We start from the raw sequence: 18272 nt of genomic DNA, 5'->3' as shown, positions 1-18272 counted from the left end.
GCGCCGCTCACCCCGCGAGTCGCGTCACCAGTCCCAGGGTCAGCAGCAGGGCGGCCACCGCGCACGCCAGGGTCCGCACGTGGTTCCAGGCGACCCACCGCCCGAGGAAGACCGCCCAGACCCGGTCTCGCTCCGCCGTCGGGCTGGCGGGACGAACCCTCGTCCCAGCCGACCCTCCACCTGAGGGTGAGGCTTCACCCGACCGTGCGCCCGAGGTCGAGACCGCAGCGTCCGCGGCCTCGAGCCGGTCGTTGAGCGGCACGTTGACCGCGGCCGTGACCCCGATGCCACCGACGAGGTAGACGACGGCCCCGGCCAGGACGAGCCCCGCGCCCGCCTCGTCCAGCCGCGTGGCAGCCGCGACGCCGAGGACCACCACGAGCCCGGTCGTCACGAGCAGGAGGGACCCGAACGGAGCCCTGGTCGCGTGACGGTTGATCGCGGCCATCGCTGCGGCACCGACGTCGGGCGCGACCGAGCGCAGGCCCGCCATGACGAAGGTCGAGAACGCGAAGAGCACTCCCCCGACCAGTCCGCACCCGACCGCCGCTGCCACGACCGCCCACCCGAGGACCCCGAGCGCGTCCATCAGTGCACCTCGTCCAGGGCGGCCGGTGCGGACACCGGCGAGGAGACCGGCGCCCAGGCCGCGGCCTCGCGACGCGCGAACTCCGTGAAGTCGTGCGGCTCGCGCCCGAGAGCCTCCCGCACCCCGTGCGTCAGGTGCTCGTTGCGTCCGTCGAGGACCTCTTCGAAGAGGTAGCGCGTGAGATCGACGGCGTCAGCAGGGACGCCCGCGGCGGTCAGGCCCGCCGCGAACTCGTCACCCGTGACGGTCACGAGCCTGACGTCCCGGCCGCTCGCCGCCCCGACCTCCGCGAGCGCCTCGCCGAAGGTCAGCAGCCGCGGACCCGTGAGCTCGTAGACCCGGCCCGCGTGCCCGTCCTCGGTGAGCGCCGCGACCGCGACGTCCGCCACGTCCTCGAGGTCGACGAACGGCTCGACCACGGTGTCGACGGGGAGCGGGAGCACGCCGTCGAGCACGGGGTCCAGCAGGAAGCTCTCGCTGAAGTTCTGCGCGAACCACGCGCAGCGCACGACCGTGCGCGCGGGGAACGCCTGGGCGACGAGCTCCTCGGCACGCTGCGCCTCGGGCTCACCGCGACCCGAGAGCAGCACGAGGCGCTGCACGCCCACGCGCGCCGCGACCCGGGCGAAGCCGGCGACGACCTCGGGGATGCCCGGCGCCGCGAGGTCCGGCGCGACCGCGACGTACGCGGCGTCGGCTCCCGCGAGCGCCGGCGCCCAGGTCGCGGCGTCGTCCCAGTCGAGCCTGGTCTCGGTGCTCCGCGAGACAGGGCGGACGGCGATGCCCCGTGCGGCGAGGCGGGCCGCGACGCGGCGACCGGTCTTGCCTGTCGCGCCGACGACGGCGACGAGGGCTGGGCGACCGACGTCGCCCGTCGAGGTGGTGGGGTGCGGCTGGTTCGCGGTCATGTCGGTCTCCTGTGATCGGTCGTCCGGTGCTGTGGTTCGAGTCAACCGGTCAACGTCGAGACGTTCCATGGCTGAACGGCTCGACCGCATGTCCGTTCGTCTTCCGTCGGAGACGTGGGCGGCGTACGGTCGGGACATGGACGCTGTCGCCGGACTCCTCGACGGGCCCCGTGCACGGGGCGCCTTCCTGCTGCGCTCGCTCCTCGCGCCCCCGTGGTCGATGCGCATCGAGGACGAGGCTCCCCTGACGCTCGTGCCCGTCGTGCGCGGGTCGGCCTGGCTCGGGATGGACGCCGGTCCACGGCCCGACGAGCCGTCTCTCGAGGTGTACCTCGACGAGGGCGACGTCGCGCTCGTGCGCGGGCCCCGCCACTACACCGTGGCCGACTCCCCCGGGACGGCGCCGCAGATGGTGAGCGACGCCGTCGGGGCCTGCCGGGCGATCGGCGACGCCCCGTCTCCCCTCGTCGACCTCGGCGTCCGGACCTGGGGCAACGACCCCGACGGGCCGACCGTGCTGCTGACCGGGACCTACCCGCTCGACGGCGAGGTGGGCGGCCGGCTGCTGAGCGTCCTGCCCCCGCTCGTCGTGCTGCGCCGCGGGGACCTCGACGCCGACCTCGTCTCGCTGCTCGCGCGCGAGGTCTCGCAGGACCGGCCCGGTCAGGAGGCCGTGCTCGACCGGTTGCTCGACATCCTGCTCATCGGTGCGCTGCGCGCCTGGCTCGACCGCGGCGAGGCCCCGGGGTGGTACCGCGCGGACGCCGACCCTGTGGTCGGGCACGCGTTGCGTCTCATGCACCACGACCCGGCCAGGGCCTGGACGGTCGAGTCGCTCGCGCGGACCGTCGGGCTGTCACGGGCCGCGTTCTCGCGCCGTTTCACCGAGCTCGTGGGCGAGCCGCCCATGGGCTACCTCACCGGGTGGCGCCTGACGCTCGCGGCCGACCTGCTGCTGGAGCCGGGGGCGACCGTCGGCTCGGTGGCGCGGCAGGTCGGGTACGGGACGCCGTTCGCCCTGAGCGCCGCGTTCACGCGCGTGCGGGGCATGAGCCCGACGGCGCACAGGGAGCGGGTGGGGGCGGGGTCAGGGGCGGCCTGACGGTCCGCCTCGCTGCGGCGCCGGGGGGCCTCGGGTGCCGAGAACGAGGTTGCGGTCGATATGGCGGGCTTGACGACCGCAACCTCGTGCTCGGGTGCACGCAACCTCGTGCTCGACGAGCGGCTCGCCGTCGGGCACCGTGCGGTGGCCGCACCTCGCCCGCGCGCGCACCATGGCTGACATGCCCATCCCGCACCTGGTCACCCGGACCAACAAGCGGTACGTCAACCCGCTCGTGCTCCGCGTGTCGTCGCGCGTGCCGCCGTTCGCGACGGTGCACCATCGCGGGCGGCGCAGCGGACGGCCGTTCACGACCCCCGTCCTGGCGTTCCGCGAACCCCCGTCGGCCACGTCCCCGCGCGAGGTCCGCGTGATCATCGCGCTGACCTATGGATCGGACGTCGACTGGCTCAGGAACGTCGAGGCGGCCGGGCTGTTCGGGCTGACACGAGGTGGGCGCGGCTACGTCGTCGACGACCTGCGACGGTTGCACGGCGACGCCGGTCTCCGGCTCGTGCCGGGCGCGATCAGGGTCGCCCTGCGGGGACTGCGCGTGGACGAGCTCCTCGACGGACGGGTGGGGCCGCCCCGCTGAGCAGCAGCCCCGCGCGACGGCGTCCGCGCGACCCGGCTGCCATGATGGGGACATGGCACACGACCTGTGGTTCACCGGCGACCCGGAAGCCGACGCGCTGCTGTCCACCGACCCGTTCGCCCTGCTCATCGGGATGCTCCTCGACCAGCAGGTCACCATGGAGTCCGCGTTCGCCGGGCCGCTCAAGATCTCCCAGCGCATGGGCGCGTTCGACGTGCACCGCATCGCCTCCGCCGAACCCGAGGCGTTCGCCGCGATGGCCGCCACTCCCCCGGCGATCCACCGTTACCCGGGGTCCATGGCAGGTCGCGTGCAGGCCGTCGCCCAGGTCGTCGACGAGCAGTACGACGGCGACGTCACCCGCCTGTGGACCGACCCCGGGCCCGACGGCGGAGCCCCGGACGGCCCGCTCGTCCTCAAGCGGCTCAAGGCGCTGCCCGGCTTCGGGGAGCAGAAGGCGAAGATCTTCCTCGCGCTCCTCGGCAAGCAGTACGGCGTCCAGCCCGAGGGGTGGCGCGAGGCGGCGGGAGCCTACGGCGAGGACGGGGCGCGGCGCTCGATCGCCGACGTCGTCGACCAGCACTCGCTCGACCAGGTGCGCGAGACCAAGAAGGCGGCCAAGGCCGCCGCGAAGGCGGAGCGCGCGGCCAAGGGCTGACGTTCCGGCACGCCACCCGGGGACGCCTGCGACGCGGTGTATGTTCGCTCGCATGCCTGTCTTCTCCGTCCAGGGTCACGCGACCCGGCACCAGCCCGCCGAGCGCGGGACCATCCGCCTGACCGTGCAGTTCCGCGGTGAGAACCGGGCCTCCGTCCTCGCGCACGCGGCCCGCGTGCACGCGGACGTCGTCGACCGTGCGAAGGCTCATGTCGCCGGCGGTGCCGCGACCTGGTGGGGCTCCCAGGCCGTCCTCGCGTGGGCTTTCGACGAGTGGGTCAAGCCGAGCCCGAACGTCGACCAGGTCAAGGTGCGGCGGTTCCGCGCGGGCGCCGACGTGCAGGTGAAGTTCCAGGACTTCGCAGCCCTCGCCGCGTGGGCGGCAGAGGTCGCCGCGATCGAGGGTGTGGCGGTCAACGGCATCACCTGGGCACTCACGGACGCCCGACGCGACGGCCTGCAGCGCGACGTGCGCGCCGACGCCGCGCGGGACTCGGTCGAGCGCGCCCGCGCCTACGCCGACGCTCTCGGGTACGGCGACGTCCGGCTCCTCGCCCTGTTCGAGGACGGGCTGCGGCCCCACGTCTCCGGGGGCGGCGGCGGGATCGGGACGGGCATGCGCGGCGCTCCGCCGCCCGCCGGCGGCGCGCAGGCGTTCGAGATGCGGCCCGACGACATCGTGGTCACGGCAGCGGTCACTGCCGACTTCGAGGCGGTCTGAGCAGCAGGGCCGCAGGCACCTGGGACGTCGACTTCCCGGTGTCCCTGCGAGAGCCTTCACGCCACCCCGCGCGTAGCGTGAGAAGAGGGCACGGCCCCGTGCCCGTTCCCAGGGAGGACCTCATGGCTCACGGTGACATCACGCACATCGACATCCCGGTCGGCGACACCGACCGCGCCCGAACGTTCTACAGCGGGCTGTTCGGCTGGGACATCGCCGAGGCCCCCGGTTTCGAGGGCTACCCCATGTGGCGGGCCCCCAACCAGATCAGCGGCGGCGGCCTCGCTCCGCGCGAGGAAGGGTTCACGAGCCCGCGGAGCTACGTCGAGGTCGACTCGATCGAGGAGTCGCTGGCCCAGGTCGAGGCCCTCGGCGGCAAGGTGCTCATGGGCAGGTCGCAGATCAGCCCGACGAGCTGGTGGGCGGTCTTCGAGGACCTCGACGGGAACCGGTTGGGCCTCTACGAGGGCGTCACCACGATGGACTGAACCGGGCCGCTCACGCCGACCCGAACACGATCCTCCCGTCGGGGTCGCTCGCGCGTCGCGGCCGCAGCCGTGCCGGCGCCGGCCACGGCAGCTCGTGCCGGACGACGGGAGCGTCGATCGCTCCGAAGTCGTCGGTCTGGACCACGACGCGCTCGGGCGTGACCTCGACGAGCCGGACGCGGACCGGTTCGGGCCCGTCGCCGTCGAGCACCCAGACGTCGGCGAGCCAGGACAGTCCGGTGCTGTCGAGGGCCTCCTCGGCGTCGAGCCAGTCGACCGGGCCGGTGAGGTCGTGCCCCAGCAACGAGACGGCGACCCAGGCATCGCCGTCGGGCCGGATCCACCCGATGTGGTCACGGTCGTCCGGCCGGCGGTGCGGGATCCAGGAGGCAGGCAGCATCCAGGAACGATAGCGAGCGTCCGGCCGATCCGCCCAGCAGATTCTCTGCTGGACGTCCGGAGCCGGTGCCCCCTGCCAAGCACGACCTTCCGTTCAGCCGACCACGACCTTGCGGTCGCCAGACCCCTCAGAACGACCACAACCTCGTTTTCGGCACCCGGTCCCCTGAGCGATCGCGGACCGTCGGACCAGAAGGTCGAAACACGCTCAGCCAGCACCGCCCGCGCGGCCGCGGGTCGTTGCCGCGACGTGCCGGATCCGTCGGGTCCGACCGCTCGCGGCGAGGGCGTCCAGGACGTCGGCACGCGTCGCGGAGCTCGCCGCGCGCAGCTGGAGCCAGTCGGACCAGGCGTCGACGTCCAGCCCTTCGGCCGCCCGTCGGAGCCCCTCGTCCGACGCGGGGACGACGCCCGACACCGACTCGAGGATCTCCAGCTCCGCGGCCCGCCGGGCCACGAAGTCGGCCACCGCCCAGTCGCTCGTGAGGGCCACCCAGCGTGCCCTGTCTACCGACGGGACACGCTCGAGAGCGGCGACGACCACCCCGCTCGCCATGACCTGGTCGTCGTCCTCGGCGACGGCAGCGGCCACCAGGTCGTGCAGGCCCCGCCCGAGCGCCTGGTCGTAGAGCGCCCAGCGGGCGTGCTCATCGGCCAGGTCGCCGGAGAACGCGAGGTCCCGTACGAGCCGGCTCAGGCCCGCTCCCGGCTCCTGCCGCGCCACCGGCCCACCCTCAGCAGTCATCGAGCACGACCTTCCGTCCAGTCGACCACGACCTTGCGGTCGCCACACCCCTCAGAACGACCGCAACCTCGTTCTCGGCACCCGGGCCACCCTGGCCACCGACGACGCGCTCACCCCTGCTGCGGAGTGCCCGTCCCCTCGCGGAACCCCTCGGCGAACCCTTCGCGGTATCCGTCGGCGTACCCGGCCTCGCGAGCGGCCCGCTCGGCATCGCCGGGCTCGATCGCAGCGGCCCCGGCCGGGTCGGCACGCCCCGCGCTCACGCCCCGCGCGTACGCCTCGGCAGAACCCTCACGGAACATGTCGGTCTCCGAGTCCCGCACGAGCACGCGCGCGCCCGGCCCGTCCTCGTCGGTCACGAACCGCCCGAGCCCGCGCACGACGGCCACGGGTCGGCCCGCAGCCTTGCCGCGGACGAGCTCGGAGGCCGCGGCGACCTGGTCCGCGACGGCCGTCACGGTCACGGACAGCTCGCGCCCGTGGGAGTCGACGCCGCCCCGCAGGTCGTCGAGCGCGACCACCCCGGCGACGCCGATCGCCAGGTCCGTGAGCCCCTCGCGCCACGCGCGCCCGGCCGTGTCGGACACGATGACCCCGACCCGCACCCCGAAGCGTTCCGCGAGCGCCGCCCGCAGCGCGCGGGCCGAGGCGTCCGGGTCGACGGGCAGCAGCAGCACGGTGCCCTCGGGGGTGTTGGACGCGTCGACTCCCGCCGCGGCCATGACGAGGCCGAGCCGATTCTCGACGATCCGCAGCACGCCCCCGGGCGACGGCCGGGTGGCCACGACGCGCACGGTCTCCTCGGTGATGGCCTGCTCGCGGTCGGCGGCAGCGACCACGCGCCCCTCGGCCTTTGACACGACCTTGCTCGTCACGACCACGACGTCGCCGTCGCGCAGCCCGCCCTCGCGGTCGAGCGCGTCGCCCACGATGCGCGCCAAGTCGTCACCGGGCGAGATCTCCCCGATGCCCGGCGGCGCCGCGACCGTGAAGCGGGTCTCGTCGCCCTCGGCGTGCCCCGCCTCGGGCGACGTCTCCCGCTCGGGGCGGGCTCCGCCGTCGGGCAGCGGGACGGACGGGCCCGTCACCGGACGAGCTTCGGCAGGACGTCGCGCGAGAACGTGTCGATCCACTCGCGCTGGTTGCGGCCCACGTTGTGCAGGTAGATGCGGTCGAAGCCCAGGTCGACGAACTTCTGGATGTAGGCGCGGTGCACGTCCGGGTCGGACGAGATGACGAGGCGTCCCTCGAAGTCCTCGGGACGCACGAGCTTGGCCATCTGCTCGAAGTCGAACGGCGAGCGGATGTCTGCCTTGGGGAACTTCATGCCGCCGTTGGGCCACTCGGTCATGGCGTTCGCGAGCGCCTCCTCGTCGGTCTCGGCCCACGACATGTGGAGCTGGAGGACCTTGGGCATGGTCTGCGGGTCACGGCCGGACTCGCGGACGCCGTCGTCGAACTTGCCGAAGAGCATCGAGATCTTCTCGAGCGGTGCGCCCACCGTGATGAGCCCGTCGGCGTGCTTGCCCGCGCGCTTGGCCGTGACGGGCCCCGCGGTCGCGACGAGGATCTCCGGGGCGACCTCGGGCATGGTCCACAGCCGCGTGGACTCGTGCTTGTAGAACTGCCCCGAGTGCTTGGTGTCCTTGCCCGCGAGCGATGCGGCGAAGAGCTTCTTGATGATGTCGATGGCCTCGAACATGCGGTTGATGCGCTCGGGGGCCTCCGGCCAGTACTGCGCGGTGACGTGCTCGTTGAGCGCCTCGCCCGAGCCCAGGCCCAGCCAGTGGCGTCCCGGGTACATCGCGGCGAGGGTCGCCGAGGCCTGCGCGACCATCGCGGGGTGCCAGCGGAACGTGGGCGCTGTGACGCCCGGACCCAGGTCTCCGCGCGTGCGCTCGCCGAGGGCCGACAGGACGTTCCACACGAACGCCGAGTGCCCCTGCGCGGGGACCCAGGGCTGGAAGTGGTCAGCGGCCATGACGCCGGAGAAGCCCTTGCTCTCCGCATACTCGGAGAGGGCGATCACCTCGGTCGGGTGGAACTGCTCGAGCATCGCGGCGTAGCCGATCGTCAAGTCCATGGACCGACCTTAGTACGGGCGCCCGGCCCTCTCGCGTCGGTACCGGGTACTTGCCGCAGGGGTACCTGGTACTTGCCGCAGGACGGCCACCCGGTCGTGCGGACCGGGCGGCCGTCCTCGTCTCAGCCGGTGCTGCTCACGTGAACAGCGGCGTGAGCGCGGCGTACTCCTCGACCGAGCCGTCGCGCAGGCACACCTCGATGATCTGGCGCCCCAGGGGGTCCAGGTCGTCGGTGAGGAACTGCTGCAGCTCGCTCTTGAAGAAGTCCGTGATGATCCTGGCCCCCTCGTCGTAGGCCTCGACCCCCACCTGGGACTGCATCTCGGGTCGGAGGAACGTCGGGCGGACGAGCTGCCCGTCGATCTTCATCTCCTGGAGCGTGTAGCCGAACAGGGGGCAGCGCGAGGGCGTCAGCTCCTCGGTGCGGATCTTGCCGCCGCCGCGACGGGCGAGGTACTCGCGCGTGAGCCACTCGGCCGCGAAGTCGACCTTGTACGCGCCGATGTGCTGGTTGGGCGTGAGCACGTAGCGGGTCCGGTCCATGTCGACGAGCTGGCGCAGCAGCAGGTTCGCGGCCGCGACCTTGGTGCCCGTCGAGAAGGGCCAGTACGAGCCGACGCCCTCGGCGACCATGCCGCCGTGGGCCAGCTTGTCGGTCGCGGTCTTGGACTCACCGATCGAGGGGTTCTTGTCCCCGCGCGGGGCGATGAGCCGCCAGATCCATGCGAGCGACGGCGGCACGATGTGCATCATGCCCATGATCCCGTAGGTCGGGGTGTCGCGGGTGCAGGCCGGCATCCGGGCACCGAAGGTCCGCACGTCGACCTCCTCGGCGCCCGTGACGTCGGTCAGGAGGTGGCGGGGCACGACCACGCGGGGGTTGGGGCAGCGCTTGCCCGTCGAGTCGAGCGTGTGCTCCCAGGGCAGCACGGTGGCGTCCGGTACGCCATCGATGTTGAAGAAGACGAGCGGCTGGTCGGGGTGGATGCAGGCCCGCTCGAGGTGGGCGTCCTGGCCGTAGCCCGTGAGGTTGTCGACGCGTACGAACCACCCGTCCTCGGCGTCGGCGACCACCAGGCGCCCGTCGCCCGTCTGCAGGTCGACGTGGCACAGGGTCATGTCGTCCGTCACGGGGTCCAGGGCGCTCGTCTCGCCGAGGTTGATGACGTAGGGCTCGTCGGTCACGACGTTGGTGCCCAGCAGGATGCGCCCGTCCTCCTGGCGGCGGATCTCCTGGCACATCTCTGACTTGCCGCCGCCCGAGGCGCCCTCGTGCATGATCACGGTCTCGTTCTCGTAGGGGGTCGTGACCCGGACCGAGGACGCGTGCGCGGTGACCCATCCCTCCTGCTCGCCGACGTCGAGCAGGACGGAGAACACGCCCTTCTTGGCGCTCGGGCCCGGGTACAGGTTGTACGCGAAGACTTCGTGCAGCGTCTCGGAGCGGTCGTGGACCACGACCTGGCGGCCCTCGAAGTGGGTGTGCCGGAACGGCGGGGCGACGTAGAGGATCGAGCGCGGCTCGAACGGGCCCAGCTCGTCGAACGTGACCCAGCCCTGCAGGTCGACCAGGGTCAGGGCGAAGAAGGCCGAGTTGACCGGGCAGATCGCGAGCGACGGGTAGCCGTGCGTGAGGCCACCTGCCTTGAAGGGCACGACGACGAGGTCCTGACCGGCGAGCCAGTCGAGCGTCTCGGCCTTGACGGCGTCGAACTCGGCGTCGAACACGTCGCGGTAGCGCGGCTTGTCGGTCGGCAGGTCGTCGGCGATGCGCATGCAGTCCGGGTCACGACGGCGCATGTAGTCCTCGGGGTAGTTCACCGCGATGCCGTTCTTGCACCGCACGACCTCGGCCTCGGGGACGAGCGTGCCGAACACGTCGTACTCGACCGTGAACCGCGGCCCGCCCTGGGGGCCGAGCGAGAGCTGGTAGAGCTCCTCGCGGGAGGAGGGGACGATGATGTTCGCGCACGCATCCAGGGCGGCCTGGACAGCGGGGGGAAGGACCATGCCTGCGGGGATGCTGGCGGGAAGGGCGCCGGTGCCGTGCACGGCCACGCTGTCGGTCAGTGTCATTGCTACTCCAGGGTCGGGCCTCGCACGAAGGCGGCGGAGAGACGGGGCACACCCACACGCGCCCATGTCTTTGCTGGAAGGTTACGAGTAGATGACCTTGCGGACCAGGGACCTTCGGCCCTTCCCGCACCCGTCAGAGGTCACCTCGGCTATCGTCGCCGGGTGATCACGCCCTCCGCAGGACAGCGGCCCCTCGACGCGCGCGCACTCGTGGAACCCGTGGACCGCTCCGCAGTCCTCGCGGACCGCTCCCACGGACCCGCTCGCCGCTCGGCCGCGGTCGTGGTGGTCGGGACCCTCCTCGGAGTGGTGCTGGGCGCCTTCGCGCTCTCGCTCGTGGCGGTCACGATCGGCGTCGTCCTCACCTTGATCACGCAGTGGGTGTACGACGCCCTGGACGTGACCCCCTCGTTCGCCCTCGTCCCGTGGCTCACCGTGCCCGCGGCCGTGGGCGTCTGCGCGCTCCTCGTCGTGGGCGTGCGCCGAGGGACCGCGCAACGGCGCGAGCGGTCCTACCGGCTGAGCCGCTTCGCCGCGGCGAACGGGCTCGACTTCACGCCCGAGACCACGGACCTGGACCGGCCCGGCTCGATCTTCCGGATCGGGGTCGACGGCGTCGTCCGTGACGTCCTGCGCACACGGGGCCCGTACCCGGTGGAGATCGGCAGCTACACCTCCCAGGAGAACAGCACGCGCGGCGGGAGCCACTCGTGGGACTACCTGGCGTTCCCGTTGGACCGCACGCACCCGCACATCGTCCTCGAACGACGCCGCACCCGAGGCGCACGCGGGACCCTGGCCCCGCGCCGCCCGCTGCGCTCGCTCGACCTCACGCTCGGGAGCGGGCTCGACGAGCACGTCCGCGTCCTCGGGCCCCGGGCCGCGCAGGACGTGGCCCGGCAGATCCTGTCCGTCGAGGTCGTCGTGCCCCTGCTCGGGGCGCCCGTGTCGGCCGAGATCGTCGAGGACCGCTTCTACGTGTACAGCCGAAGCCCCCTGGTCACCCTCGACCCGGCGACGTGGGAGTGGCTCCTGCGCCTGGTCGCGACGCTCTCGAGCGTCCTGCACGACGGGAACGGACGGAGTGCCACCGAGGCGGCGCACGAGCCTCCGAGCCCCATGCCGCCTCCCCACCGGGGCGACGACCGCTGGGTGGTGCGGATCCTGCTGCTGTACCCGGTCGCGGCGACCGTCGCGATCCTCGTGGCGGCACTGCTCGCCCGCGGCTGAACCGGCCGCACGCCGGGCACACGCCCGGAGCGCGTCGGGGGCGTACCGGGCGCCGAGATGCCGTCGGCCCATGCCGCCGGATCTGGGAGAATGTCGACCATGAGCTCACCCGCCGAGGGCACCACGCCCGCACCCGCCACCCCTCCCACCACCGCACCCGCCCCCGTCGAGGGCACCGAGGTCATCCGTGCCGTGGTCGGAGAGGTACCGGACAAGGTGAGCCTCGACGGCCTCGAGGCCAAGTTCGACGCCGCCTGGAAGGACCAGGGCACCTACTCGTTCGACCGCTCCAAGACCCGCGAGCAGGTCTACTCGATCGACACCCCGCCGCCCACGGTCTCGGGCTCGCTGCACGTGGGTCATGTGTTCTCGTACACGCACACCGACGTCGTCGCGCGCTTCCAGCGCATGCGCGGCCGCGAGGTCTTCTACCCCATGGGCTGGGACGACAACGGCCTGCCGACCGAGCGCCGTGTGCAGAACTACTACGGCGTGCGCTGCGACCCGACGTTGCCCTACGTCGAGGGCTACGAGCCCCCGCTCCAGGGAGCCGAGGGCAAGAGCGTCAAGGCCGCCGACCAGCAGCCCGTCTCGCGGCGCAACTTCGTCGAGCTGTGCGAGCGCCTGACGGCCGAGGACGAGGTCCAGTTCGAGGAGCTGTGGCGCCGCCTGGGCCTGTCGGTCGACTGGTCGCACCACTACCAGACCATCGGCGTGCCGGCACGCATCGTGGCGCAGAAGGCGTTCCTGCGGAACCTCTCGCGCGGCGAGGCGTACCAGTCCGAGGCCCCGGGCCTGTGGGACGTCACGTTCCAGACGGCCGTCGCGCAGGCCGAGCTCGAGGCGCGCGACTACCCGGGCCACTTCCACAAGGTCGCGTTCCACGCCGCCGGCGGCGAGAAGGTCTACATCGAGACCACGCGCCCCGAGCTGCTCGCGGCCTGCGTCGCGCTCATCGCGCACCCTGACGACGAGCGCTACCAGGGCCTGTTCGGCACCACGGTCACGTCCCCCCTGTTCGACGTCGAGGTGCCCGTCCTGGCGCACCCCGCCGCGCAGATGGACAAGGGCGCGGGCATCGCGATGTGCTGCACGTTCGGCGACCTGACCGACGTCCAGTGGTGGCGCGAGCTGCAGCTTCCCACGCGCTCGATCATCAACCGCGACGGGCGCATCACGCGCGAGACGCCGGCGTGGCTGACGTCCGAGCGCGCGGTCGCGCTGTTCGAGGAGATCGCGGGCAAGACGACCTTCTCGGCCCGCACGGCCGTGGTCGACGCGCTGCGCGAGACCGGCGACCTGGACGGCGAGCCCGTCGCGACCCAGCGCAAGGCGAACTTCTTCGAGAAGGGCGACAAGCCCCTCGAGATCGTCACCTCGCGCCAGTGGTACATCCGCAACGGCGGGCGCGACGTGCCGCTGCGCGAGGAGCTGCTCGAGCGCGGGCGTGAGCTCAAGTTCCACCCCGAGTTCATGCAGGTGCGCTACGAGAACTGGGTGGGTGGCCTCAACGGCGACTGGCTCGTCTCGCGCCAGCGCTTCTTCGGTGTCGCCATCCCGCTGTGGTACCCGGTCCTGGAGTCGGGCGAGACCGACTACGAGCACCCGATCGTCCCCGACGAGGCGCTCCTGCCGATCGACCCGTCCTCGGACGTCCCGGCCGGCTACACGGCCGAGCAGCGGGGCGTGCCCGGTGGGTTCGTGGGCGAGCCCGACGTCATGGACACCTGGGCCACCTCGTCGCTGACCCCGCAGATCGCGGGCGGCTGGGAGTCGGACCCGGATCTGTTCGAGCGCGTCTTCCCCATGGACCTGCGCCCCCAGGGCCAGGACATCATCCGCACGTGGCTCTTCTCCACGGTGGTCCGCTCGCACCTCGAGCACGGCTCGCTCCCGTGGACCAACGCCGCGATCTCGGGCTGGATCCTGGACCCCGACCGCAAGAAGATGTCCAAGTCCAAGGGCAACGTGGTGACGCCCATGGGCCTGCTCGAGGAGCACGGCTCGGACGCGGTCCGCTACTGGGCCGCCTCGGCCCGCCTCGGCACCGACGCGGCGTTCGAGGTCGGCCAGATGAAGATCGGCCGCCGCCTCGCGATCAAGGTCCTCAACGCGTCCAAGTTCGCGCTGTCGTTCGGCGGCAGCGAGATCACGCTCGACCCGGCCCTCGTGACCGAGCCGATCGACCGCTCGATGATCGCGAGCCTCGTCGAGGTGGTGGCCCGTGCAACCGACGCTCTCGAGGACTACGACCACACGCGTGCCCTGGAGCTCTCGGAGACGTTCTTCTGGACGTTCTGCGACGACTACCTCGAGCTCGTCAAGGACCGCGCCTACGGCGCCGGAGCCGGGCCCGACGACGTCACGCCCGAGACGCAGTCTGCTCGCGTCGCGCTCGCCCTGGCTCTCGACACCCTGCTGCGTCTGTTCGCGCCGTACCTGCCGTTCGCCACCGAAGAGGTGTGGTCGTGGTGGCGCAAGGGCTCGGTGCACCGCGCACCGTGGCCCACGACGGCCGAGCTCCTTCCCGCGACAAGGGGTGGCGTCCCCGTCGTCCTCGTGGGCGCCGGTCACGCGTTGGCCGCGCTGCGCAAGGTCAAGTCGGAGGCCAAGGTCTCGATGCGCACCCCGATCCTCGCCGTGACGCTGGCCGTCCCCGCGGAGCTCGTCGCGTCGGTCCGGGCGGCCGAGGTCGACATCCGCGGCGCCGGCCGCGTGACCGGGTCGTTCGACGTCGTCGAGGCGAGCGAGGGCCAGGGCGACCCGGCCGTCCAGGGCGGGATCGTCGTCGTGCACTCGGAGCTCGGTGAGCCCGAGGTGCGCAACCGCGGCTGACGCCGCCGAGCGGCATGACGCAGGGCCCCGACCGCACGTGTGGTCGGGGCCCTGCGTCGTCCGTCAGACCGAGGTCACACGATCTCTCCCCGGAGCCTCTTGTCGTCGCCCGACATGGTCGCGGCGACCTCGTTGGGCGTCCCGTCGTCGTTCCACCGCAGCGTGGCCCCGACGCCCTCGATGAGGTCGACGCTGCCGTCGGGTGAGAACGTGAGCCCAGCGTCCTGGCCGATCGCCGCGCGGACCAGCGCCACCGTCGCGGGCAGCTCCTCGATCCCCTCGCTCACGCCCAGGTCCGTGATGTCCGAGCGCGCGGAGCCGATGTGCAGCGGGCTCGGCCCGATCCACAGCGTGCGCCCGTCGAGCTCGGTGTCCTGGCCGTACTCGTCGGCCAGGATGAGCTCCTTGACCTGTCCGCGCGACAGGACGGCGACCACGTCCTCGAGCGAGGTCACCGCGGCGGCCTCGCGACCCTGCTCCTGGCGGAACTCCGCGAGCACGGACTCACGGCGCCGCTCGCGGAAGCTCGCGAGCGCGTCCGCGACCTTGGCCTCGAACGCCGCCTCGTTGATGCCGGGCCCGCGACCGCCGCCCGCGACCTCGACCACGAGCTCGTCGGTGGCCTTGTTGAGGGCGGCGCGCACGAGCGGGACCGCCCGGACGTCGCCCGTGATGAGGATCAGCTCGGGGCGGTGCTCGAGGACCTGCCGGTCGAGCTCGGTCGCGACGGCCTCGGCGTTGCGGTCCCACGAGTCCTCGGCGCGTGTCTCGATGCGCTTGTGCGAGAGACCACCGGTACGGACCTTGTTGATGACGTCGTGCCCGCCCTCGACGGACTCGGCGTCGCCGTAGGGCAGGTGCCCGCCGGCGACCGACCAGGTGATGTCCGCCCCCTGGCGGTCGACCACGACGCGGACGTAGTCCACGGACTCGTCGGCCGCCCGGGCGGCCTGCAGCAGCGCGGGGACGGGGCCCCAGAGCCCCTTGGTCACGGCGGGCGGGTCCTTCAGCACGCGGTCGACGAGGACCCCCTCCTCGTCGGCGATGAGGACGCGGCCGTGCGGTCCGGGCATCCTCGTGGGCAGGGTGACGGACTCCTCGAGCTCGTCGATGATGCTTGCCGGCGCTCCCGCGTTCGCGAGGGCCCGGCGCACGCCCTTCCACCGGTTCTCGACCTCGCGATCACCCGCCTCGTTGGAACGCGTCGCGTCGAGGTAGACGGTCGCGAAGGGGCCGGGGTGGCCGAGCAGGGGCTTGAGCCAGTCGATCTTCATGCAGGCACCTCTAGACATCCATCGTCGGAGGGACGGTCGGAGGCCGACCGCCCCGATGTCCTCACCAGCCTGGTGCACGGGCACGGCGACCGCCACCGGGGGCGCGGCTTCGTCGCCCGGGACCGGGCAGGGGCTGCGGTCGCGCCCGGGCAGGGGCTGCGGCCACGCCCCCGGTGGCGCGCAGCCGACAGGCGCACCCCGTCCGACGCGTGCCTCAGGACGCCTCAGGAACCTTCACGGAGCCTCAGGAGTACGTGTCGAGCACGGGCGCCTCGCCCTGGTGCGCCTCGGCGATGCTGCGGTGGTGGCGGATGACCTCGCTCACGATGAACTCGCGGAACTGCTCGGCGAACGCCGGGTCGAGTCCCGAGGCCTCGGCGATGCCGGTCAGGCGGTCGATCTGCTGCTGGTCCCTTGCGGGGTCCGCGGGCGGGAGCCCACCCTGGGCCTTGAGCTCGCCCACGCGGCGGGTGAACTTGAAGCGCTCGGCGAGGAGGTGGACCAGCGCAGCGTCGATGTTGTCGATGCTCTGGCGGAGGGTGAGGATCTCGGGGGGCACGGACGGCACCTGGGTGCCGTCGGCGTGGGGCTCGGTCATCCGTCGATCCTAGGCACCTGCGAGCCCGCCGGAGCACGGCCGGAAGAACATGAGACGCCGAGTACACAGTAAAGTCGGTCCTTGCCCCACCACTCACCGGAGAGTAGACATGACCGAATTCGCGTCGCCGAGCCTCGTCGAGGTACCGGCCACCAGCAGCATCAGCACCCTTCTCACCGACCGCGCGGAGCGGTCCGGTGACGACGCGGTGATCGAGCGACGCCTCACGCAGGGCGGCCCCTGGCAGCCCGTCACGGCCCGCGCCTTCGACGACGAGGTGATCGCGGTCGCCCGCGGCCTGGTCGCGCGCGGTGTCGCCGCGGGAGACCGCGTCGCGATCATGTCGCGCACCCGCTACGAGTGGACGCTGCTCGACTTCGCGATCTGGGCCGCGGGCGCCGTCCCCATCCCGGTCTACGAGACGTCCTCGGCCGACCAGGTCGAGTGGATCCTGTCGGACTCCGAGGTGAGCCTCGTCGTGGTCGAGACGTCCGCGCACGCGCAGGTCGTGGCGAGCGTCCGCGAGCGGCTCCCGCTCCTCCGGGACGTCCTGGTGCTCGACGACGGCGCGGTCGCCGACCTGCAGGCCGCCGGTTCCACGGTCGAGCGCACCGAGATCGACGCGCGCCGCGCGGCCACGGGCCGCGACGACCTCGCGACCATCATCTACACCTCGGGGGCCACGGGACGCCCCAAGGGTGTCGAGCTCACGCACCTGAACTTCGTGCACCTCGCCCGCAACGGGGTCCAGGGCCTCGGCGAGATCGTCGCGACGCCCGACGCCCGCACGCTCCTGTTCCTGCCCCTGGCGCACGTGTTCGCGCGCTTCATCCAGGTCGTGTGCATCGCGTCGCCCACCGCGGTCCTCGCGCACTCGGCGGACATCAAGCAGCTCGTACCGGACCTGGGCACGTACAAGCCGACATTCCTCCTCGCGGTCCCCCGCGTGTTCGAGAAGGTCTACAACGCGGCCGAGCAGAAGGCCGGCGCGGGCGCCAAGCGCCGCATCTTCCACTGGGCCGCGAAGGTCGCCATCACGTACTCGCGCGCCCTGGACAAGCCCTCCGGCCCCTCGGTCGTGCTCAAGGCTCAGCACGCGGTGGCCGACCGACTGGTGTTCGCCACGATGCGCGCCGCGCTGGGCGGCGACCTCACGCACTCGATCTCGGGCGGGGCCCCGCTCGGCGAGCGCCTGGGCCACTTCTTCCGCGGGGTCGGCCTGACGATCCTCGAGGGCTACGGCCTCACCGAGACCACGGCACCGACCGCGGTGAACCTGCCCGGCCTGCTCAAGATCGGCACGGTGGGCCCGGCGTTCCCCGGCACCGCGATCAAGGTCGACCCCGACGGCGAGCTGCTCGTCCGGGGCGACCACGTCTTCCGCGGCTACCACAACCAGCCCGACCTGACCGCCGAGGTGCTCCAGGACGGCTGGTTCCGTACGGGCGACCTCGCCTCGATCGACACGGACGGCTACCTGCGGATCACGGGGCGCAAGAAGGAGATCATCGTGACCGCGGGCGGCAAGAACGTCGCCCCGGCCCAGCTCGAGGACCGCCTGCGCGCCCACCCGCTCGTGAGCCAGGTCGTCGTGGTCGGCGACCAGCGTCCGTTCATCGGCGCCCTGGTCACGCTCGACCCCGAGATGCTCCCGGGGTGGCTCTCGACGCACGGCCTGCCGTCCATGGACGTCGCGACCGCCGCCGCGGACCCCACGGTCCTCGCGGCCCTCGACCGCGCCGTGACCCGCGCCAACGAGGCCGTCTCGCGGGCCGAGTCGATCCGCAAGATCCAGGTGCTCACGACCGACTTCACCGAGCACAACGGGTACCTGACCCCGTCGCTCAAGGTCAAGCGCGGACTGGTCCTCAAGGACTTCTCGACCACGATCGACGACCTGTACGGGTCGCAGGTGTCGGTCGAGGCCTGACGACGGCCCCTGACGCACGACGAAGGGCCCGGACCGTGAG

17 protein-coding genes are annotated in these 18272 nt (G+C 72.4%); 8 read left to right on the top strand and 9 right to left on the bottom strand.

The genetic code is table 11. The features are described from left to right. Nucleotides 1-7 precede the first annotated feature (7 nt). On the bottom strand, nt 8-589 hold the full coding sequence (locus ACIPWA_RS03760) for an anthrone oxygenase family protein (RefSeq protein WP_400288200.1): 582 nt from the start codon (nt 587-589) through the stop codon (nt 8-10). Beyond that, on the bottom strand, nt 589-1497 hold the full coding sequence (locus ACIPWA_RS03755) for a Rossmann-fold NAD(P)-binding domain-containing protein (protein ID WP_400288199.1): 909 nt from the start codon (nt 1495-1497) through the stop codon (nt 589-591). Before ACIPWA_RS03755 ends, ACIPWA_RS03760 begins: the two co-directional genes overlap by 1 nt. A 136-nt stretch (nt 1498-1633) precedes the next feature. Between ACIPWA_RS03755 and ACIPWA_RS03750 the strand changes: the two genes are divergently transcribed. The 5 genes from ACIPWA_RS03750 (at nt 1634) to ACIPWA_RS03730 (ending at nt 5061) form a co-directional block, all read left to right on the top strand. After that, on the top strand, nt 1634-2599 hold the full coding sequence (locus ACIPWA_RS03750; protein ID WP_400288197.1) for an AraC family transcriptional regulator: 966 nt from the start codon (nt 1634-1636) through the stop codon (nt 2597-2599). A gap of 181 nt (nt 2600-2780) precedes the next feature. After that, nucleotides 2781-3194 carry a PNPOx family protein gene (locus ACIPWA_RS03745; protein WP_400288196.1) on the top strand — a complete coding sequence of 138 codons (414 nt, stop codon included), beginning with the start codon at nt 2781-2783 and terminating at the stop codon, nt 3192-3194. A 52-nt stretch (nt 3195-3246) separates the two neighbouring features. Further along, nucleotides 3247-3852 carry an HhH-GPD-type base excision DNA repair protein gene (locus tag ACIPWA_RS03740; RefSeq protein WP_400288194.1) on the top strand — a complete coding sequence of 202 codons (606 nt, stop codon included), beginning with the start codon at nt 3247-3249 and terminating at the stop codon, nt 3850-3852. A gap of 52 nt (nt 3853-3904) precedes the next feature. Further along, nucleotides 3905-4573, top strand: coding sequence for an SIMPL domain-containing protein (locus tag ACIPWA_RS03735; protein WP_162259122.1), 669 nt, complete (start codon nt 3905-3907; stop codon nt 4571-4573). A gap of 122 nt (nt 4574-4695) precedes the next feature. Continuing rightward, nucleotides 4696-5061, top strand: coding sequence for a VOC family protein (locus ACIPWA_RS03730; RefSeq protein ID WP_056648612.1), 366 nt, complete (start codon nt 4696-4698; stop codon nt 5059-5061). Nucleotides 5062-5071: 10 nt separating this feature from the next. Here ACIPWA_RS03730 and ACIPWA_RS03725 read toward each other — a convergent pair whose 3' ends face one another. From ACIPWA_RS03725 to ACIPWA_RS03705, 5 genes are all read right to left on the bottom strand, one after another. Continuing rightward, the gene (locus tag ACIPWA_RS03725) at nt 5072-5461 is read right to left on the bottom strand and encodes a hypothetical protein (RefSeq protein WP_400288192.1); all 390 of its coding nucleotides are present in this window, start codon (nt 5459-5461) and stop codon (nt 5072-5074) included. Between the two features lie 207 nt (nt 5462-5668). After that, nucleotides 5669-6205, bottom strand: a complete 537-nt coding sequence (locus ACIPWA_RS03720) for a hypothetical protein (RefSeq protein WP_400288190.1) — start codon at nt 6203-6205, stop codon at nt 5669-5671. Nucleotides 6206-6315: 110 nt separating this feature from the next. After that, nucleotides 6316-7293, bottom strand: a complete 978-nt coding sequence (locus tag ACIPWA_RS03715) for a coenzyme F420-0:L-glutamate ligase (protein WP_400288188.1) — start codon at nt 7291-7293, stop codon at nt 6316-6318. Then, complete coding sequence (locus tag ACIPWA_RS03710; RefSeq protein WP_056762146.1) at nt 7290-8288, bottom strand: TIGR03557 family F420-dependent LLM class oxidoreductase; 999 nt, start codon at nt 8286-8288, stop codon at nt 7290-7292. The genes ACIPWA_RS03715 and ACIPWA_RS03710 overlap by 4 nt, the downstream gene beginning before the upstream one ends. A gap of 136 nt (nt 8289-8424) precedes the next feature. Then, entirely contained in the window at nt 8425-10299 is a 1875-nt protein-coding gene (locus tag ACIPWA_RS03705) for a DUF4914 family protein (RefSeq protein ID WP_400288476.1), read from the bottom strand. Between the two features lie 228 nt (nt 10300-10527). On the opposite strand from ACIPWA_RS03705, the gene ACIPWA_RS03700 reads away from it, so the two are divergent. Next, a complete protein-coding gene (locus tag ACIPWA_RS03700; RefSeq protein ID WP_400288185.1) occupies nt 10528-11595 on the top strand; it encodes a hypothetical protein in 1068 nt (355 codons plus the stop codon). Nucleotides 11596-11694: 99 nt separating this feature from the next. Next, nucleotides 11695-14430, top strand: a complete 2736-nt coding sequence (gene valS / locus ACIPWA_RS03695) for a valine--tRNA ligase (RefSeq protein WP_082848913.1) — start codon at nt 11695-11697, stop codon at nt 14428-14430. A 74-nt stretch (nt 14431-14504) separates the two neighbouring features. Here valS and ACIPWA_RS03690 read toward each other — a convergent pair whose 3' ends face one another. Beyond that, entirely contained in the window at nt 14505-15704 is a 1200-nt protein-coding gene (locus ACIPWA_RS03690) for a baeRF2 domain-containing protein (RefSeq protein WP_056648600.1), read from the bottom strand. A gap of 244 nt (nt 15705-15948) precedes the next feature. Next, nucleotides 15949-16302 carry a chorismate mutase gene (locus ACIPWA_RS03685; RefSeq protein ID WP_068625750.1) on the bottom strand — a complete coding sequence of 118 codons (354 nt, stop codon included), beginning with the start codon at nt 16300-16302 and terminating at the stop codon, nt 15949-15951. A gap of 109 nt (nt 16303-16411) precedes the next feature. On the opposite strand from ACIPWA_RS03685, the gene ACIPWA_RS03680 reads away from it, so the two are divergent. Then, nucleotides 16412-18232, top strand: a complete 1821-nt coding sequence (locus tag ACIPWA_RS03680) for an AMP-dependent synthetase/ligase (RefSeq protein WP_400288182.1) — start codon at nt 16412-16414, stop codon at nt 18230-18232. Nucleotides 18233-18272: the final 40 nt, after the last annotated feature.

Origin of the sequence: Oerskovia enterophila (assembly GCF_044748475.1) — a bacterium.
GTDB classification, from domain to species: Bacteria; Actinomycetota; Actinomycetes; order Actinomycetales; family Cellulomonadaceae; genus Oerskovia; species Oerskovia enterophila.
This window is presented reverse-complemented; position numbering and strand designations above follow the sequence as displayed.

Coding starts and splice junctions, on each gene's coding strand:
- ACIPWA_RS03760 (WP_400288200.1), bottom strand. CDS start 589: ATGGACGCGCTCGGGGTCCTCGGGTGGGCGGTCGTGGCAGCGGCGGTC.
- ACIPWA_RS03755 (WP_400288199.1), bottom strand. CDS start 1,497: ATGACCGCGAACCAGCCGCACCCCACCACCTCGACGGGCGACGTCGGT.
- ACIPWA_RS03750 (WP_400288197.1), top strand. CDS start 1,634: ATGGACGCTGTCGCCGGACTCCTCGACGGGCCCCGTGCACGGGGCGCC.
- ACIPWA_RS03745 (WP_400288196.1), top strand. CDS start 2,781: ATGCCCATCCCGCACCTGGTCACCCGGACCAACAAGCGGTACGTCAAC.
- ACIPWA_RS03740 (WP_400288194.1), top strand. CDS start 3,247: ATGGCACACGACCTGTGGTTCACCGGCGACCCGGAAGCCGACGCGCTG.
- ACIPWA_RS03735 (WP_162259122.1), top strand. CDS start 3,905: ATGCCTGTCTTCTCCGTCCAGGGTCACGCGACCCGGCACCAGCCCGCC.
- ACIPWA_RS03730 (WP_056648612.1), top strand. CDS start 4,696: ATGGCTCACGGTGACATCACGCACATCGACATCCCGGTCGGCGACACC.
- ACIPWA_RS03725 (WP_400288192.1), bottom strand. CDS start 5,461: ATGCTGCCTGCCTCCTGGATCCCGCACCGCCGGCCGGACGACCGTGAC.
- ACIPWA_RS03720 (WP_400288190.1), bottom strand. CDS start 6,205: ATGACTGCTGAGGGTGGGCCGGTGGCGCGGCAGGAGCCGGGAGCGGGC.
- ACIPWA_RS03710 (WP_056762146.1), bottom strand. CDS start 8,288: ATGGACTTGACGATCGGCTACGCCGCGATGCTCGAGCAGTTCCACCCG.
- ACIPWA_RS03705 (WP_400288476.1), bottom strand. CDS start 10,299: ATGGTCCTTCCCCCCGCTGTCCAGGCCGCCCTGGATGCGTGCGCGAAC.
- valS (WP_082848913.1), top strand. CDS start 11,695: ATGAGCTCACCCGCCGAGGGCACCACGCCCGCACCCGCCACCCCTCCC.
- ACIPWA_RS03690 (WP_056648600.1), bottom strand. CDS start 15,704: ATGAAGATCGACTGGCTCAAGCCCCTGCTCGGCCACCCCGGCCCCTTC.
- ACIPWA_RS03685 (WP_068625750.1), bottom strand. CDS start 16,302: ATGACCGAGCCCCACGCCGACGGCACCCAGGTGCCGTCCGTGCCCCCC.
- ACIPWA_RS03680 (WP_400288182.1), top strand. CDS start 16,412: ATGACCGAATTCGCGTCGCCGAGCCTCGTCGAGGTACCGGCCACCAGC.